The 16,759-nt window shown below is 69.9% G+C and carries 16 protein-coding genes; 8 read left to right on the top strand and 8 right to left on the bottom strand.

All coding sequences use genetic code 11. The features are described from left to right. Positions 1-318: 318 nt before the first annotated feature. Positions 319-1,125 carry a M23 family metallopeptidase gene (locus AB0B35_RS24210; RefSeq protein WP_361049169.1) on the bottom strand — a complete coding sequence of 269 codons (807 nt, stop codon included), beginning with the start codon at positions 1,123-1,125 and terminating at the stop codon, positions 319-321. A 275-nt stretch (positions 1,126-1,400) separates the two neighbouring features. Next, complete coding sequence (locus AB0B35_RS24205) at positions 1,401-2,108, bottom strand: M23 family metallopeptidase (protein WP_361049167.1); 708 nt, start codon at positions 2,106-2,108, stop codon at positions 1,401-1,403. Positions 2,109-2,459: 351 nt separating this feature from the next. Here AB0B35_RS24205 and AB0B35_RS24200 point away from each other — a divergent pair, with 351 nt between their 5' ends. The 4 genes from AB0B35_RS24200 to sucD all read left to right on the top strand — a co-directional run bounded on the left by AB0B35_RS24200 (position 2,460) and on the right by sucD (position 6,128). Further along, positions 2,460-2,867, top strand: coding sequence for a cobalamin B12-binding domain-containing protein (locus AB0B35_RS24200; protein ID WP_120317046.1), 408 nt, complete (start codon positions 2,460-2,462; stop codon positions 2,865-2,867). Positions 2,868-3,159: 292 nt separating this feature from the next. Beyond that, complete coding sequence (locus AB0B35_RS24195) at positions 3,160-3,837, top strand: hypothetical protein (protein WP_361049165.1); 678 nt, start codon at positions 3,160-3,162, stop codon at positions 3,835-3,837. A 216-nt stretch (positions 3,838-4,053) separates the two neighbouring features. After that, positions 4,054-5,232, top strand: coding sequence for an ADP-forming succinate--CoA ligase subunit beta (gene sucC / locus AB0B35_RS24190; RefSeq protein ID WP_361049330.1), 1,179 nt, complete (start codon positions 4,054-4,056; stop codon positions 5,230-5,232). An 8-nt stretch (positions 5,233-5,240) separates the two neighbouring features. Then, positions 5,241-6,128, top strand: a complete 888-nt coding sequence (gene sucD, locus AB0B35_RS24185; RefSeq protein ID WP_360521836.1) for a succinate--CoA ligase subunit alpha — start codon at positions 5,241-5,243, stop codon at positions 6,126-6,128. Between the two features lie 68 nt (positions 6,129-6,196). On the opposite strand, the gene AB0B35_RS24180 is transcribed toward sucD, so the two are convergent. Next, positions 6,197-6,583, bottom strand: a complete 387-nt coding sequence (locus AB0B35_RS24180; RefSeq protein ID WP_361049163.1) for a hypothetical protein — start codon at positions 6,581-6,583, stop codon at positions 6,197-6,199. A 23-nt stretch (positions 6,584-6,606) separates the two neighbouring features. Further along, positions 6,607-6,948, bottom strand: coding sequence for a hypothetical protein (locus AB0B35_RS24175; protein WP_361049161.1), 342 nt, complete (start codon positions 6,946-6,948; stop codon positions 6,607-6,609). A gap of 124 nt (positions 6,949-7,072) precedes the next feature. Between AB0B35_RS24175 and AB0B35_RS24170 the strand changes: the two genes are divergently transcribed. Beyond that, entirely contained in the window at positions 7,073-8,881 is a 1,809-nt protein-coding gene (locus tag AB0B35_RS24170; RefSeq protein WP_361049159.1) for a DUF6350 family protein, read from the top strand. A gap of 7 nt (positions 8,882-8,888) precedes the next feature. On the opposite strand, the gene AB0B35_RS24165 is transcribed toward AB0B35_RS24170, so the two are convergent. Both AB0B35_RS24165 and AB0B35_RS24160 read right to left on the bottom strand, forming a co-directional pair. Further along, positions 8,889-9,179: a CD225/dispanin family protein gene (locus AB0B35_RS24165; protein ID WP_360521848.1), complete on the bottom strand. Its 291-nt coding sequence runs from the start codon at positions 9,177-9,179 to the stop codon at positions 8,889-8,891. A 134-nt stretch (positions 9,180-9,313) separates the two neighbouring features. Continuing rightward, on the bottom strand, positions 9,314-10,324 hold the full coding sequence (locus tag AB0B35_RS24160) for a DUF4190 domain-containing protein (protein ID WP_361049157.1): 1,011 nt from the start codon (positions 10,322-10,324) through the stop codon (positions 9,314-9,316). A gap of 189 nt (positions 10,325-10,513) precedes the next feature. Here AB0B35_RS24160 and purN point away from each other — a divergent pair, with 189 nt between their 5' ends. From purN to AB0B35_RS24145, 3 genes are all read left to right on the top strand, one after another. Beyond that, positions 10,514-11,119, top strand: a complete 606-nt coding sequence (purN, locus tag AB0B35_RS24155) for a phosphoribosylglycinamide formyltransferase (RefSeq protein ID WP_360521854.1) — start codon at positions 10,514-10,516, stop codon at positions 11,117-11,119. Between the two features lie 112 nt (positions 11,120-11,231). Beyond that, a complete protein-coding gene (gene purH / locus AB0B35_RS24150; RefSeq protein WP_361049155.1) occupies positions 11,232-12,806 on the top strand; it encodes a bifunctional phosphoribosylaminoimidazolecarboxamide formyltransferase/IMP cyclohydrolase in 1,575 nt (524 codons plus the stop codon). Between the two features lie 134 nt (positions 12,807-12,940). Further along, positions 12,941-14,644: an ATP-binding protein gene (locus tag AB0B35_RS24145; RefSeq protein WP_361049153.1), complete on the top strand. Its 1,704-nt coding sequence runs from the start codon at positions 12,941-12,943 to the stop codon at positions 14,642-14,644. A gap of 59 nt (positions 14,645-14,703) precedes the next feature. On the opposite strand, the gene AB0B35_RS24140 is transcribed toward AB0B35_RS24145, so the two are convergent. Beyond that, positions 14,704-15,744, bottom strand: coding sequence for a dipeptide ABC transporter ATP-binding protein (locus AB0B35_RS24140; RefSeq protein ID WP_361049151.1), 1,041 nt, complete (start codon positions 15,742-15,744; stop codon positions 14,704-14,706). Further along, on the bottom strand, positions 15,728-16,759 hold the full coding sequence (locus tag AB0B35_RS24135; protein ID WP_360521863.1) for an ABC transporter ATP-binding protein: 1,032 nt from the start codon (positions 16,757-16,759) through the stop codon (positions 15,728-15,730). Before AB0B35_RS24135 ends, AB0B35_RS24140 begins: the two co-directional genes overlap by 17 nt.

Genomic DNA, 16,759 nt, shown 5'->3' with positions numbered 1-16,759 from the left:
GGCGTTGCCCTGACTCGGCCGCGCCCTGACCGGTCCGGCCTCTGCCGGGCCCCGCCGCCCCGTGATCGGTTCGGCCCTGGTCGGGCCGCGCCCCTTGATCATTCGACTTGCCGGGCAGGTGTGCGTATCTTGATCGCGCTTTCGCACAGGTGCCTGGCAAGTCTGACGATCAAGGGGCGCCGTGTCGCGACGGGTGTGCGAATACGTGTGGCCCGGATCGCGAGATCCGGGCCACACGTATTCGGGGGGTGGGGTTACCGCTGGGGGGACGCGGTGCGCGCGTGGGCGCGCACCGGCGTCCGGGATGGGTGGGCTGGGTCAGCAGTTGATCGGCACGCCGCGGGCCTTCAGCCACGCGCTGGGCTCGATCTGGTTCCACATGCCCTTGTGCACCTCGAAGTGCAGGTGGGGGCCGGTGGAGTCGCCGGTGGAGCCCTCGTAGCCGAGCAGGTCGCCGGCCTTCACCTTCTGGCCGATCTGCACCGCGTCGCGGCTCATGTGGGCGTAGTGGGTGAAGTAGCCGTCGCCGTGGTCGATGACCACGGAGATGCCGTAGCCGCTGTAGGCCCAGCCGTTGCTGAACACGGTGCCGGGGCCGACCGCGCGGATCGGGGTGCCGGCGGGCTCGGCGAGGTCGACGCCGGCGTGCAGGACGCCCCAGCGCTGACCGAAGCAGGAGGTGACCTGGGCGCCCGGCATGGGGCTGCCCCAGACGGGGCGGACCTTGACCGGCGCGGCGGCCTTCGGCGCGGCCTTGGGCACCGAGGTGCCGGCCTTCGCCTTGGCTTGCGCGGGCTGGACCGCCTTGGGGGCGATCGCCTTGGGCGCGGCCTTCGGCGCCGCCTTGGGCGCCGCGAGCTGGGTCTTGGCGGTGGCCCGCGCGGCGCGGTCCGCGCGGTCGGCGGCCGCCTCCCGGTTGACCGTGGACGTCGCCGCCACGGGGGTGACCTCGGTGGGTCCGTTGTCGATGTTGGCTGCGACCAGGCCTACAGACGCGATGCCGGCCATCGCCGCGATGGCCACGACATGACGCGAGCGGCCGCGAAGGCCGCTTCGGATCTTGTCGTTCACCACGTCGAACTTGGCGCGGGCTGCCTTGAGGATGTCGGTACTGCTGCCTTGCATGAGGTGGGAACCTCCGGGTCTACGTTGACACGGGCTCGAGCTATGTTGCCTGGTCAAAGCAGGTATGGCCAGCCCGGCCAAAAGCCGGAACGGACATCCGGGCAGGTAGCACTCGGGAGTTATGTACCTTTTACGTCCTCGCACCGACCCTGAGTCCCGTCAGGGTCGAGTGACCTGCGCCACCGTATTCGGGTGACCGGGGCCACCGGCCGAGGTGTTCGAATACGACAAAGCCGCCCGGATCTGGCGATACCGGGCGGCTTTGCGGAGGAAAATCAGCTCACCGAGCCGTCGTAGGCCTGTTCGATCTCCAATTCGAGGTCGACGCCGTGTGCCTTGAACCACGGGAGGGGGTTCACGGCCACGTCGTTGACGTGGATCTCCAGGTGCACGTGCGGGCCGGTGGAGTGGCCGGTGCTGCCGGAGATGGCGATGATGTCGCCTGCCTTGACCCGCTGGCCTTCCTTGACCATCAGCCGGCTGTTGTGTCCGTAGGTGGTCTTGATGCCGTTGCCGTGGTCGATGATCACCTGGTTGCCGTAGCCGCCGTTGTACGCGGCCAGCACGATGATGCCCTCGTGCATCGCGGCGACCGGGGTGCCCTCGGGGACCGCGATGTCGACGCCCTTGTGCGCCTTGCCCCAGCGCTGACCGAACAGGGAGGTCAGGCGGTAGTCGTGGTTCGGCAGGACCCAGGCGTTCGGGGACTGGGCGATCGAGGTGGACAGCGAGCGGTCCTCGCCGCGGCCGGCGCGCTCGGCGGCCTCGAGGCGGGCGCTGCTGAGTTCGGAGGCGGCGGTCTCGCCGACGAGAGCGTCGGTCTTCGCGTCCTTGATGCCGGCTCCGGCACCGAAAGCGACAACCCCGGCACCTACGAAAGCGGTCGTGACTACGGCGAGGTATCTGCTCCGGGGCGGGGCGGGAGCCCGTCGGCGGCCGCGGTAGCGGTCACCCTCCCGTAACAGTGTTGGCCTGTATTGCACGTACAGCCTCCGTCATCGGTGGCGCCGCGGACTCCGACGCTCTGTCACCCATTTTTGGATGGCACTTCTGGTTGGCACTTCTGGTTGGCACTGCGGCACAACTTAACCAACCCGTAGGGGTAGGCACAAGCTCCTGTACGGCATCTCTTCGCTATGAGTGCGACTGTCCGGCCCGTAATGCCCGATAGCGCCATTAATTGTCCAGATATGCGATACATACGCTGCGTAATGGGCCCCCGGGCGGCGCGTATATATAGGTGTCGCGGACAGAGACCGCTGGACCGCTGGCGGTGACCGCCGGTGGGTGGGTTACCGTTCGTTAAGGTCAGTACGGCGGAGAGGTGAGCACTGATGGGCACTCGTATTCGCGTGGTCGTCGCCAAGCCCGGGCTCGACGGGCACGACCGCGGCGCGAAGGTGGTGGCCAGAGCCCTGCGCGACGCGGGCATGGAGGTCATCTACACCGGCCTGCACCAGACCGCCGAGCAGATCGTGGAGACCGCGATCCAGGAGGACGCCGACGCCGTCGGCCTGTCCGTGCTGTCCGGCGCGCACATGACCCTCTTCCCGCGCGTGGTCGAGCTGCTGCGCGAGCGCGGCGCCGGCGACATGGTGGTGTTCGGCGGCGGCATCATCCCCGACGCGGACATCCCCGAGCTGGAGCGGCTCGGGGTGGCCAAGGTGTTCACGCCCGGGGCGACCACGCACGCGATCGTGGACTGGGTGCGGGCCAACGTGGCGACCGCGCAGCCTGCCTGACCGCCCACCCCTGAAGACTTCCGCACCCCCGCGCCGGAACGGCTCGGGGGTGCGTGCCTTGCGGATACGCAAAAAGGGAGGAGCCGGACGCACCCCTCACACGTCCGGCTCCTCTATGCACGATGCCCCGCCGCCACCCCTCGACCGACAGGGCATCGGCCGTTTGTGTCATCCTGCCTCGGCCGTTCCGGCCTCAGCTCTCTGACATCAGACTCAACGACGCCCCGAGCCCGGGGTTACGGGCATTCGCAGGGTCACCGAAAAGAGTGACGGACTGCTAGGTTCACGCGCCATGACCAGCCCCCACACCCCGGCGGGCACACCCGCCCCCACGCCGACCATCCGGCAACTCATCCCGACCGGCCTGCCGGTCACGGTCCAGCTCTCCGGTGCCGGGCGGCACCTGCTGGCCCACCGCCGCGGCGAACTGGTGATCCTGACCCTGCTCACCCTCTTCATGGTGCCCACCGGGGTGTACATGCTGCTGCACTCCGCGGAGACGGTGCACAGCAACAGGTACGGCGACATGAACAGCGGCCTGGTCGGCGGCGCCGCGCTGCTGCTCGTGCTGGGCCTGCTGGCCTGGCTGCCGTTCTCGGTCGTGCGCCAGCTGCGCCCGGTGCAGCTCGCCGCCGACGCCGACGGGGTGTACGTGCGGCCCTTCCTCGACAAGGCCCGGGTGCTGCACCTGCCGTGGGCAGACGTCGAATCGGTGTACGTGCGGAACTGGCACGGCCCGCAGCTGTGCGTGAAGCCCCGCGACGCCCGCATCGAACCCCAGTTCAACCTCGCCAAGCAGGGCGACGCGGGCAGCCGGGCGGGTGTCGCCGTCGCGCAGAAGCGGCGCATGAAGAAGCTGGGCACCAACGTCCACGTGCCGATCGGCGCGGCGCCGGGCACCGCCGCCGACCTCCTGGCCGCGCTGCGCTACCAGTCCGCCGGCCGGGTGCCGGTCGAGACGTCCGCCTGAGCGGGGACCCGGGACGGGCGGCTGTCGAGCTACCCCGTCCCGGGCGCGGAGGTGGTGTGCAGTTGGGCACACCGGGCGGTCGTGCCGATACGTTGCGCTGACCGACCGTTAGGCTGCGCGGAAGGCCCAGCCAGCGGAGGATGGGCAATGGTCCCTACGCGTCGCAGCGGGCGTCCGGCCCGCGACGCCATGGGCTGGACACACGAAGAGGTATCGGTGGACCTGTACGAGTACCAGGGGCGCGATGTCTTCGAAAAGCACGGCCTGCCCGTGCTCGCCGGTGGCGTCGCCGAGACCCCGGAGGAGGCCCGCGCGATCGCCGAGCGACTGGGCGGCCGGGTCGTCGTCAAGGCGCAGGTGAAGGTCGGCGGACGCGGCAAGGCCGGTGGCGTCAAGCTCGCCGCCGACGCGACCGAGGCGTACGACCGCGCGAACGACATCCTCGGCATGGACATCAAGGGCCACACGGTCCACAAGGTGATGCTGGCCGAGACCGCCGACATCGTCGAGGAGTACTACTTCTCCTACCTGCTGGACCGGGCGAACCGCACCTTCCTGTGCATCGCCAGTGTCGCCGGCGGCATGGAGATCGAGACCGTCGCCGAGGAGCAGCCGGAGAAGGTCGCGAAGATCGCGATCGACGCCAACCGCGGCGTCGACGAGGCGCTGGCCCGCGAGATCGTCACCGCCGGCCACTTCCCGGCCGAGGTCGCCGACCAGGTCGTGGACATCGCCATCAAGCTGTGGCAGACCTTCCGGGCCGAGGACGCGACCCTGGTCGAGGTCAACCCGCTCGCGAAGATCAGCTCCGGCAAGGTGCTGTGCCTGGACGCGAAGGTGACGCTGGACGAGAACGCCGGCTTCCGCCACGCCGACCACGAGGCGCTGGAGGACAAGGCCGCGGTCGACCCGCTGGAGCAGGCCGCCAAGGCCAAGGACCTCAACTACGTCAAGCTCGACGGCGAGGTCGGCATCATCGGCAACGGCGCGGGCCTGGTCATGTCCACGCTCGACGTGGTCGCGTACGCGGGTGAGCAGTTCGGCGGCGTCAAGCCCGCGAACTTCCTCGACATCGGCGGCGGCGCGTCGGCCGAGGTGATGGCGAACGGTCTGGAGATCGTGCTGTCGGACCCGGCCGTGAAGAGCGTGTTCGTCAACGTCTTCGGCGGCATCACCGCGTGCGACGCGGTCGCCAACGGCATCGTGCAGGCGCTGGCCATGCTGGACAGCCGCGGCGAGACGGTGACCAAGCCGCTGGTCGTACGCCTCGACGGCAACAACGCCGAGGCCGGTCGCGCGATCCTCGACAGCGCGAACAACCCGCTCGTCGAGCGGGTGGACACCATGGACGGCGCCGCCAAGCGCGCCGCCGAGCTCGCTGCGGCTGGGAAGTGATCTGAGACATGGCTATCTGGCTCACCAAGGACTCCAAGGTCATCGTCCAGGGCATGACCGGCTCCGAGGGCTCCAAGCACACCCGGCGCATGCTGGCGGCGGGCACCCAGATCGTGGGCGGCGTGAACCCGCGCAAGGCGGGCACCTCGGTCGACTTCGACGGCACCGCGGTGCCGGTGTTCGGCTCGGTCGCCGACGCGATGAAGGAGACCGGCGCGGACGTCACGGTCATCTTCGTGCCGCCGGCGTTCACCAAGGACGCCGTCGTCGAGGCGATCGACGCGGGCATCGGCCTGGCCGTCGTGATCACCGAGGGCGTGCCGGTGCACGACACCGCCGCCTTCTGGGCGCACGCCGTCGAGACCGGCAACAAGACCCGGATCATCGGGCCGAACTGCCCCGGCGTCGCGTCCCCGGGCGCCAGCAACGCCGGCATCATCCCGGCCGACATCTCCGGCTCGGGCCGCATCGGCCTGGTGTCGAAGTCCGGCACGCTGACCTACCAGCTCATGTACGAGCTGCGGGACATCGGCTTCTCGACCGCCGTGGGCATCGGCGGCGACCCGATCATCGGCACCACCCACATCGACGCGCTCGCGGCCTTCCAGGACGACCCGGAGACCGAGGCCATCGTCATGATCGGTGAGATCGGCGGCGACGCCGAGGAGCGCGCGGCCGAGTTCATCAAGAACCACGTGACCAAGCCGGTCGTCGGCTACATCGCCGGCTTCACCGCCCCGCCCGGCAAGACGATGGGCCACGCGGGCGCGATCATCTCGGGCTCGTCCGGCACCGCCGACGCCAAGAAGGCGGCGCTGGAGGCGGCCGGGGTCAAGGTCGGCAAGACGCCGTCGGAGACCGCGCGCCTGATGCGCGAGGTCATGTCCGGCCGCTGACGCCGCACGCACACGAAACGGTGGGCGTCCTCCCGATCGGGGAGGGCGCCCACCGTTTGCGTTCGGCGTCAGTAGCCGCGGTTGACCGACATGCTTCCGCTGAACGCGCCTGCGACACAGGCCAGGATCCCGGCGATCACCTGTAGCGCGGTGAACGCGATGCCGAGCCAGAAGGCGACCTTGCCCAGCGTCTGGTCGGTGCCGCGCTCCCGGGCCTCCTTCATGGACAGCCAGCCGAACAGGATGCCCAGCGGGGCGCAGCAGAACACGGCGGTGACGATGCCGATGATGCCGTAGATCAACGGCATGTCCTTGCCGCCGCCGCCCGGCGCGGGCGGCGTCACGCCGTACGGCGGAGGCGGTGGTGGCGGTGGTGGCGGCGGGTTGAGCGGCGGCGGCGCCGGTGGAGGAGTCACCGGTGGCGGCTCGTACGGCGGCAGCGGGTCGTTCGTCATGGGTTTCCCCTATCCCGACTAGGTCAGTTGAACTTCATCCCGCCGCTGGCGTAGCGGATGCCGTAGATGATGTTCCAGATGATGCCGATGACACCGATGGCCATCGCGATGTAACCCAGCGTCGGCTTCTTGCCGACCTTCTTCGCCTCCTGAACCGACAGCCAGCCCAGGATCAGGCCGATGATGCCGCAACAGCAGAGGCCCAGGACGATGCCGAGCACGCCGTACAACGTCACCTTGTCGCCGCCGCCCCGGGGTGGCATGCCCGACGGCGTTCCGTACGGCGGCGGGCCCGGCGGCGGTGGCGGGACCGGCGGTGGCGGAGGGGGCGGCGGCACTGAGGGCGGTGGCGGTGTGTAGGTCACGGCAAGCCTCCTCGATGAACGACCTTGTTCGCAGCGTAACCCTCCTAACTCGCATATCGGGTCGAAATGGCCACGGGGTAGGGTTCGTAGTCAACCCGGCTCGTTTGTGGTTAGGTAGCGCCTGATGACGGAGCAAGGTGAGACCCTCGGCGTGCAGCCTGAGCTGCGGCGCGCTGCGCCCGGCGAGGGTCCGGACGCTTACTCGCGCCCGGATTCCGGCGGTTCGCGCGCGACCGCGCCCCCCACTCGTGTGCCCGGCCCGGACCCGTCCGAACGCGATGCCGCCGCGCCGGACACGACGCGCGTCGACACGCCGGACGAGACCGAAGCCGACACCGGGCCGCCCGGGCACGAGGCCGCTGCCGGCCCATCGGAGCACGCCGCCGACGCCCGCCCGTCCGGCCGGGCTGTGGACGCGGGGCCGTCCGCGCGTGAGTTCCACGGCGCGGACCCGGCTGCGGATCAGGACGCCGATACGAGCGCTCGGCATGACGACACTTCTGATCACGGCGTCGCCGAGGCCGATCCCGACGCCGCCGGGTTCGATGACGACACCGCGTACCTGGCCACTCGGGACACCGTCAAGATCGATCTGGCGCAACTGGCGGCGCGCGACACCGTCAAGATCGACGTGGGGCGGCCCCTGCAACGCGAGCCGGTCGACGACGAGATCGCCACCATGGACACCGTGCTGCTGCCGCGCGGCCGGCCGGCCGGCATGCTGCGCCCGCGGGGCGCGCCGCTGCCGGTGGCCGCACTGGTCAACACCGGCTGGGCGGCGTTGCTGACGCTCGGGCCGCTGCTGCTGCTGACGGTCGCCGCGCGCTTCGCCGAGGGAGCCGTCGACTGGGGACTGTCGGTGCGGCTGATGCTGGCCGGCTGGCTGCTCGGGCACGGCGTGCCGATCACCGTCGGGGTCGACGGCCGGCTGGGCACCATGGAGCTGGCGCCGCTGGCGCTCACCGCGTTCGCGCTGTGGCGGGTCAACCGGGCCGGGGTGCACACGACCCGGGCGATGGGAGCCCAGGGCAGCGGCTCGATCCGGCACGCGGTGCAGGGCACGCTGGCCGTCGCCGCGGTGTACGGCTGCTTCGGCGTGCTCGCCGCGGTGCTGGCCGACGGTCCGGGGCTGTTCGTGACGCCGTGGCGGGCCGGGTTGCACTGCGCGGTGCTGGGCGCGGCCGCGGGCGCGATCGGGGTGCTGCGCAGTGGAGGAGTGCTGCGCCGGCTGGCTCGGCGTACGCCGGTGGTGCTGCGCGACGGCGTACGGGCCGGGGTGGTGGCCGCGCTGCTAGTGCTGGCCGTCGGCGCGGGCGCGGTGGGCCTCGCGGTGGCCATGAACGGCGCACAGGCCACCCACGACCTCGCGGGCTTCGACACCGGGGTGCTCGGCCAGGCCGGGCTGACCCTGCTCAGCCTGGTGTACGGGCCGAACTTCGCCGTCTGGGCGGCTTCCTATCTGCTCGGCCCCGGGTTCGCCGCGGGCACCCTGCCGCTGACGCAGTTGCCGGTGTTCGCCGGTGTGCCGACCGGACCGCTGCGCGGCCTGGGCTGGCTGCTCACCGTGCTGCCGCTGCTGGGCGGCGTGGCCGCGGCGGTGCTGATGGCACGGCGGCGGCTGCGCCCGCGCCGGAACCGGCGTGGTGACGTGCTCACGCCCGAGCCGCGCTGGCTGCGGCTGTGCGGTTCGGCGCTGACCGCGGGGCTGGTCGCCGGGGTGCTGCTGGCGGCTGCCGCGTACGCCTCCGGCGGGGCGCTGCCGGTGTCCGGCCCGGTCCGCACCGGGCCGGTGGTGTGGCAGGTCGCGACGATGGCGGCGCTGGTGGTCGCGCTGGGCGGCCTGCTCGGCGTCGCCGGGTTCTGGGTGCTGCGCGGTCTGAAACAGACCGAAGGGCGGCCCGCCGTGCGGACCGCCCGTCAGCTGGTGCAGTAACTGCTGATCACATGCCCGCGGCGCCGTTGGCGCCGATCACGAACACCTGCAGGGCGCAGCAGATGCAGCCGAGCGCCCAGCCGATGCCACCGACGATCAGGGCGAGCTTCGACCACTTCTTCGACTCGGCCGCCGCGGCCTGGGCACCCGCGTAGTCGCCCGCCTGCAGCAGCGGGTTGACCTTGTTGGCGTTGATGATGGCCGGGATGGCCAGCGGCCAGAAGAGGAAGATCGAGACGATCGACATCGTCAGGTTGTTGTCGATCTGCGGCTGCGGCTGCTGAGAACCGTAGGTCATGGAGACTCCAGGGGTGTTGGGGTGGTGGCTCGGAGTGAGCCGTTGCCAAACGTGCGGAGTCTAATAGCAAGTTGTGACGGACGTGACTGGTGGGACAGCTGATATCCGCTGTCCCACCAGTCGGCGCGAGTCGATCAGTTGAACTGCTGGTACTGGTCGTAGATCCGATCCTGCCAACCGGTCGCGATACCGCAGATGGCGGCGATCATCGCGATGACGCCCAGCGCGATGGCGACCCAGCCGAGCCAGGACATCGAGGCGGCGCCCTTCTTCACCTTGTTGAGGTGCATCGCGCCGAGGATGACCGCAGGAATGCCGCCGATGAACGGCGCGCCGTTGAGCCACGGGCAGCAGCAGCAACCGGTGCCGATGATGCCGCAGGCCAGCGCGATCCAGCCGAACAGGTTGTTCTGCCCGCCCGCCTTCTGGTAGACGGTGCCCTGGGCGGGGCCCAGCGGTGGTGGCGGCGGTCCGCCGATCGGCGGTGGCGGCGGGACAGGCGGCAGCGGGGTGCTGCCCGAGGTGTAGACCGTGCCGCCACCGGCGCCGTACGGACCGGGCACCGGCGGTGGCGGCGCGGGCGCCGGGTACGGCTGCTCCGCGGGCTCGGGCCAGCCGGGCGGGGTGGGCGTGCTCGCGCCGATCGACGGCGGTGGAGGCACCGGCGGCATCGGCGGCGGCGGTCCCGGCGGCGCGGGCGGCGGTGGGGGAGTCGGCGGAGATGGCGCGGTCGGGTCGCTCATGGCGGTCGGCGGTGGCCCGAACTCGGGCGCGGGTGGCGGGCTGAACGGGTTGTCCACGCTGGCCGGCGGCTCAGGCAGGCTGCTGGGCGGCTCCGGCCAGACCCCGCCGGCGGTGCCCGGCGAGCCGGACTCCGGTGCGGGCTGCTCGCGGGTGGTCGGCGGTTCGAACTGGGGCGCGGACGGTGCCTCGGCGGCGGTCGGCAGGTACGCCGGTTCGGCGGCCGGGGAGACCGGCTCGGAGTGCCCGGTCGCCCCTTCGGGGGGTGCGGGAACCGGCTCGCCCGGCGGTGGCGGCACATCCGGCGAGGGCGGCGCGGGCGGCTGGTCCTCGCGCGACGGCGGCTGCGGCGGCCACGACGGCGGCTCCTCCGGCGGCTCCGGTGGTGTCGGCGGTTGCGTCAAGATCGGCTCCTCGCGTTCGGCAGCACGTGCGGGGTGACGGGCACCCGGTGTCCGGGTGGGGTCGGCACGTTCTGGAATGCAGTTCTTCGCCCAATATCTACTTTATTTTCTCGTTTGTCGGGCAAAACGCCGTAAGTGCGCGCCGCACCCGACGCGAGCAGCGTCTGCGCTGCCCGATAGGGTGCAGAGGTGACCGCTCGCCTCGTCGTCCTGGTCTCCGGTTCCGGTACCAATCTCCAAGCTCTGCTCGATGCCTGTGCCGACCCCGCATACGGGGCGGCCGTCGTCGGCGTCGGCGCGGACCGCCACGGCATCGCGGGCCTGGCCCGTGCCGAGGCCGCGGGAGTGCCCACCTTCGTCGCCCGCGTCCCCGACTTCGCCACCCGGCAGGAGTGGGACGAAACGTTCACCGAGCTGACCGCGGCGCAACGGCCCGACCTCGTGATCGGCGCGGGCTTCCTCAAGCTGGTGGGCAAGGCGTTCCTGGACCGGTTCGGCGGACGTTATGTCAACACCCACAACGCGCTGCTGCCGGCGTTCCCGGGCATGCACGGCCCACGCGACGCCGTCGAGTACGGCGTGAAACTCGCCGGAGCCACGCTGCATTTCGTGGACGGCGGCGTGGACACCGGGCCGATCATCGCGCAGGTCGCGGTGCCGGTGCTCGACGACGACACCGAGGACACCCTCTCCGAGCGCATCAAGGACGCCGAGCGTGCGCAGCTGGTCGAGTACGTCGGCCGCATGGCGCGTGACGGCTGGACCGTCAACGGCAGGAAAGTGATCGTCGGCTGAACGGCCGCCCTCCCGCGCCGTGACAGCCGGCCCGGGACGGCGACGACCGGGCGCGACGAGCGGACCACGGGGCCGGCGGTTCAGACCGGCCCTGAATTAGCGAGGAGAAGGCATGAGCGAGCCTGAGCGCAAGCCCATTCGACGCGCGCTGATCAGCGTGTGGGACAAGACCGGGCTGGAGGCCCTCGCCGCGACGCTGCGGCGGCACGGGGTCGAGATCGTCTCGACCGGCAGCACGGCGCAGCAGATCGAGACCACCGGCTCGCCGGTGACCCGGGTCGAGGAGTTGACCGGCTTCCCGGAGACGCTGGACGGGCGGGTCAAGACGCTGCACCCGAGGGTGCACGCGGGTCTGCTGGCCGACGTGCGCCTGGAGACGCACCGCGCGCAGCTCACCGAGCTCGACATCGAGCCGTTCGACCTGCTGGTGTCGAACCTGTACCCGTTCACCGAGACGGTGGCCTCGGGCGCGTCCATGGACGAGTGCATCGAGAAGATCGACATCGGCGGCCCGGCCATGGTGCGCGCGGCGGCCAAGAACCACGCCAACGTCGCGGTGATCACCTCGCCGGCCGACTACCACCTGATCGCCGCGGCGCTGGAGACCGGCGGTTTCACGCTGGGCGAGCGCCGCGCGCTGGCGGCCCGCGCCTTCGCCGACATCGCCGACTACGACGTCGCGGTGGCCAACTGGTGCGCCCAGGAGCTGGCCCCGGCGCAGACGGAGGGCTTCGCCTGGCCCGAGTACGCCGGTCTCGGTCTGTGGCGCGGCAACGTGCTGCGCTACGGCGAGAACCCGCACCAGGCGGCGGCGCTGTACATCGACCCCGTCGCCGCGCCCGGCCTGGCCCGCGCGCAGCAGCTCGGCGGCAAGGAGATGTCGTACAACAACTACATCGACGCCGACGCCGCCTGGCGCACCGTGCACGACTTCGAGGGCGTGTACGCCGCCGCGGTGATCAAGCACGCCAACCCGTGCGGCATCGCGATCTCGTCGGCCTCCATCGCCGACGCCCACGCCAAGGCGCACGCGTGCGACCCGCTGTCGGCGTACGGCGGCATCATCGCGGTCAACAGCGAGGTCACCGCGGAGCTGGCCAAGCAGATCGCGGAGATCTTCACCGAGGTCGTGGTGGCCCCCGCGTACGCGCCGGAGGCCGTGGAGATCCTGACTGCGAAGAAGAACCTGCGGGTGCTGCTCGCCCCGCCGTTCCGGCCGAACACGGTCGAGCTGCGGCAGGTGTCGGGAGGCATGCTGGTGCAGACCCGCGACGACTTCGGCGCCGAGGGCGACGACGCGGCCAACTGGCGGCTGGCCACCGGCGAACCGGCCTCCGAGGAGCTGCTGCGCGACCTGGAATTCGCCTGGGGCGCGATCCGGGCCGTCAAGTCCAACGCGATCCTGCTGGCCAAGGACGGGGCCAGCGTGGGCATCGGCATGGGCCAGGTCAACCGGGTCGACTCGTGCCGCCTGGCGATCTCGCGGGCCGGTGACCGGGCCGCCGGTTCGGTGGCCGCCTCGGACGCGTACTTCCCGTTCGCCGACGGCCTGCAGCTGCTGCTGGACGCGGGGGTGACCGCAGTGGTCCAGCCCGGCGGCTCGATCCGCGACGAGGAAGTGATCGCCGCGGCCAAAGCCGCCGGCATCACCCTCTACCTGACGGGCTCCCGCCACTTCGCCCACTGACCAAGCGCTGTTCGCCCCGGTATCGGCAATCGATACCGGGGCGTCCTCTTTTCAGTTGACAGTTACTCCAGTTTCAGTTGACACTTCAGTTGAATTCGAAGACGTTCAACTGAAGTGTCAACTGAGGGGATGCGGTGGACGCCGACGCTGTGCTGGAAATGATCGAAGACCTCCGGCGACGGGGGTCTGATCATGCTGACGTGGAGGTGAAACGTGCACAGCGAGGGCTACCCCAAGATCTTTGGGAAACAGTCAGCGCCTTCGCCAACACCTCTGGTGGCACCATTCTGCTGGGAGTCGACGAAACTTCCGGATTCATGATCACCGGGGTCGAGGACCCAGCGGCCTTGGAGAGGCAACTCGCCGGTGTCTGCAATGATGTCGAGCCGCCGATCCGGGCTGCCATCGAGACGACCCTTATCAACGGTCGGAACGTGATCTCGGCTGTCATCCCGCCCGTTGTGCGGGATCGGCGACCGTGCCATCGCCGGGCGCTCGGGCCGTTCCTCGGATCGCGTGTACGCGTCGCTGACGGAAACCGAAAGCTCACGGAATATGAGGTCGGGCTTCTTCTGTCCGGCCAGGGTGAGCCTCGCGACGATCAAACGCCAGTGCCTGAGGCGACTATCGAGGATCTGGATACCGGTCTGGTCGCCGCGTACCTCGAACGGCTGCGCGTCACGCGCCCGTCTGCCTTTTCGGGCCGTCCGGATGAAGCGGTTCTGCGAATGACCAACGTTGTGGCTGTCATCGATGACCGCGCTGTCCCGACCGTCGCAGGATTGTTGGCCTTCGGTGTCTACCCGCAGCAGTTCTTTCCGCAATTGAATGTCTCTCTGGTCCGTTACCCCACCACGGTCGCTGGTGCGCTGGGCCCGCAGGGCGAACGCTTCCTCGACAGCGTGGTCATCGACGGTTCGATCCCAGTGATGTTGCGGGACGCGGTGGCCGCCCTCAAGCGGAACATGCAACGGCGGAGCCTCATCATGGGCCTGTTTCGGCAGGAGCAGTGGGAGTATCCCGAGGTGGCACTGCGCGAAGCGCTCGTGAATGCGCTGGTGCACCGAGACCTCTCCGTCGGGGCACGAGGTACCCAGGTACAGGTCGAGATGTACCCTGACCGGCTACTCATCCGGAACCCGGGTGGGCTGTACGGCCCGGTCGGTATCGAAGATCTCGGCCTGACGGGTACGAGCGCGAGCAGAAACCGCTCCCTGTTGAAAATCCTTGCTGATGTACCCGTCGAGCGCGGCCAGACGGTATGCGAGAACGTGGGCTCCGGCATCTTCACGATGCGGAGAGCCCTGGCTGACGCGGGCCTGGAGTCGGCAGAGTTCCATGACAACGTGTCGACGTTCGAGGTCGTTCTTCCTAATCACACGCTCCTTGACCAGGAGACCCTCAACTGGATCTCAGAGCGCGGGGCGGAAGGGCTCAGCGGCCCGCAGATGATCGCTCTGGCGTTGGCAAGGCGGGGGCAGCCGTTGACCAACCGAACGTTCCGGATGGCGACCGGAGTGTCCGACAGCCGTGACGCCACGAAGTACATGCGCGACCTCGTTGATCGTGGCCTGCTCGCCATGGACGGCAACCGCGGTTCGGCGACCTACCGACTGCCCCCGTCGGCAATACCGGAGAAGCTTGACACCCCTGCAGATCCTGAGCGGAACATTCTTGCAGTGCTGAGGGACGGCCCGCGTACTCGACGTGAGGTCGAGATCGCCACCGGACTGCCGAAGAACACCGTGATTTACCACCTTCGGCGGCTACGCGACGCGGGCAGCGTGGAGATGGTCGGTAACGAGCGGAACAAGGCTACGGTCTGGCGTGCAGCGTAGAGCTTCAACAAGAAGGGTGCGTGCCGACGGTCGGCACGCACCCTTCTGCATACAAGAAATCAGCCGACGACCTGGCGCAGCTCGGCGAAGTGGCACGCGCTCGGGTGCGGTTCCACACCCCGGCGGATCAGCAGCGGCTCCTCCACCGAGCAGCGCTCCTGCGCCTTCCAGCAGCGGGTGCGGAAGCGGCAGCCCGACGGCGGGTTGGCCGGCGACGGCACGTCGCCGACCAGGCGGATGACGTCGCGGTGGGCGCGGGCGTCCGGGTCCGGCACCGGCACCGCCGACAGCAGCGCCTGGGTGTACGGGTGCGTCGGCCGCTCGTAGATCTCCGCGTCGGTGCCGACCTCGACCATCTTGCCGAGGTACATCACGCCGACCCGGTCGGAGATGTGCCGCACCACGGACAGGTCGTGCGCGATGAAGATGTAGGACAGGTCCAGCTCGCCCTGCAGCTTCTCCAGCAGGTTGATGACCTGGGCCTGGATAGACACGTCCAGCGCGGACACCGGCTCGTCGCAGACGATGATCTCGGGCTTGAGGGCCAGCGCGCGGGCGATGCCGATGCGCTGGCGCTGGCCGCCGGAGAACTGGTGCGGGTAGCGGTTGATGTGCTCGGGGTTGAGACCGACCAGCTCCAGCAGCTCCTGCACCCGGCGCTGGCGGTCGCCCTTCGGCGCCACCTCGGTGTGGATCTCGTACGGCTCGCCGATGATGTCGCCGACGGTCATCCGCGGGTTCAGCGAGGTGTACGGGTCCTGCATCACCATCTGGATGTTGCGGCGCATGCGGCGCAGCTCGGACCCGGACACCTTGAAGATGTCCTTGCCCTTGAGCATGGCCCGGCCGCCGGTCGGCGTCTCCAGCCGCATCAGCAGCTTGGCCAGCGTCGACTTGCCGCAGCCCGACTCGCCGACGATGCCCAGCGTCTCGCCGCGGTGCAGCTCGAAGCTGACCCCGTCGACCGCCTTGACCGCGCCGACCTTCTTCTTGAAGAGGATGCCCTGGGTGATCGGGAAGTGCTTGACCAGGTTCTCGACCCGCAGCAGCGGCTCGCCGGCCGGGCGCACGCCCGCGACGTTCTCAGCGGAGTGTGCCATCGAGCATCTCCTTCGCGAAGTGGCACGCGCTGGTCCGGCCGTGGCCGAGGTCCAGCGAGAGGGGTGTTTCGGTGGTGCAGACCGCCTTGGCGTACTTGCAGCGCGGGTGGAACGCGCAGCCCGTCGGCGGGCGCATCAGGTTCGGCGGCAGGCCCTTGATGGTCGCCAGCTCGGTGCCCTTGGAGTCCAGCCGCGGGATCGAGTCGAGCAGGCCCTCGGTGTACGGGTGCGCCGGGTGCTTGTAGACGCTGCGCACGTCCGCGTGCTCGACGATGCGGCCCGCGTACATGACCGCGATGCGGTCCGCGACGTCGGCGACCACGCCCAGGTCGTGCGTGATCAGGATCAGGCCCATGTTGAGGTCGCGGCGCAGGTCGCCGAGCAGGTCCATGATCTGGGCCTGCACGGTCACGTCGAGCGCGGTGGTCGGCTCGTCCGCGATGAGGACCTTGGGGTCCATGGCCAGCGACATCGCGATCATGACGCGCTGGCGCATACCGCCGGAGAACTGGTGGGGGTAGTCCTTCACCCGGGCCTTGGCGGCCGGGATCTTGACCAGGTCCATCAGCTCGACGGCCCGCTTGAGCGCGTCCTTGCGGGACAGGCCGGCCCGGGTGCGCAGCGTCTCGGAGATCTGCCAGCCCACCGGGAAGACCGGGTTCAGGGCCGACAGCGCGTCCTGGAAGATCATGGAGATCTCCTTGCCGCGCACCTGCCGCCGCTTCTCCTCCGGCATGGCGAGCAGGTTCTCGCCCTGGTAGAGGATCTGCCCGCTCGGGATCTTCGCCGGCGGCATGTCCAGGATGCCCATGATCGCCTGCGCGGTCACCGACTTGCCGGAGCCCGACTCGCCCAGCACGGCCAGGGTCTCGCCCGGGTCCAGGTGGTACGACACGCCGTTGATCACACGGGCGACGCCGTCGCGGGTGTGGAACTCGACGTAGAGGTCCTTCACCTCGAGCAGGTGCCGGCCGCCGCGGGTCGGGGTCGAGGAGGTGACGTGGATGTCGGTCAT

Origin of the sequence: Catellatospora sp. NPDC049133 (assembly GCF_040648455.1) — a bacterium.
Taxonomy (GTDB): domain Bacteria; phylum Actinomycetota; class Actinomycetes; order Mycobacteriales; family Micromonosporaceae; genus Catellatospora; species Catellatospora aurea.
This window is presented reverse-complemented; position numbering and strand designations above follow the sequence as displayed.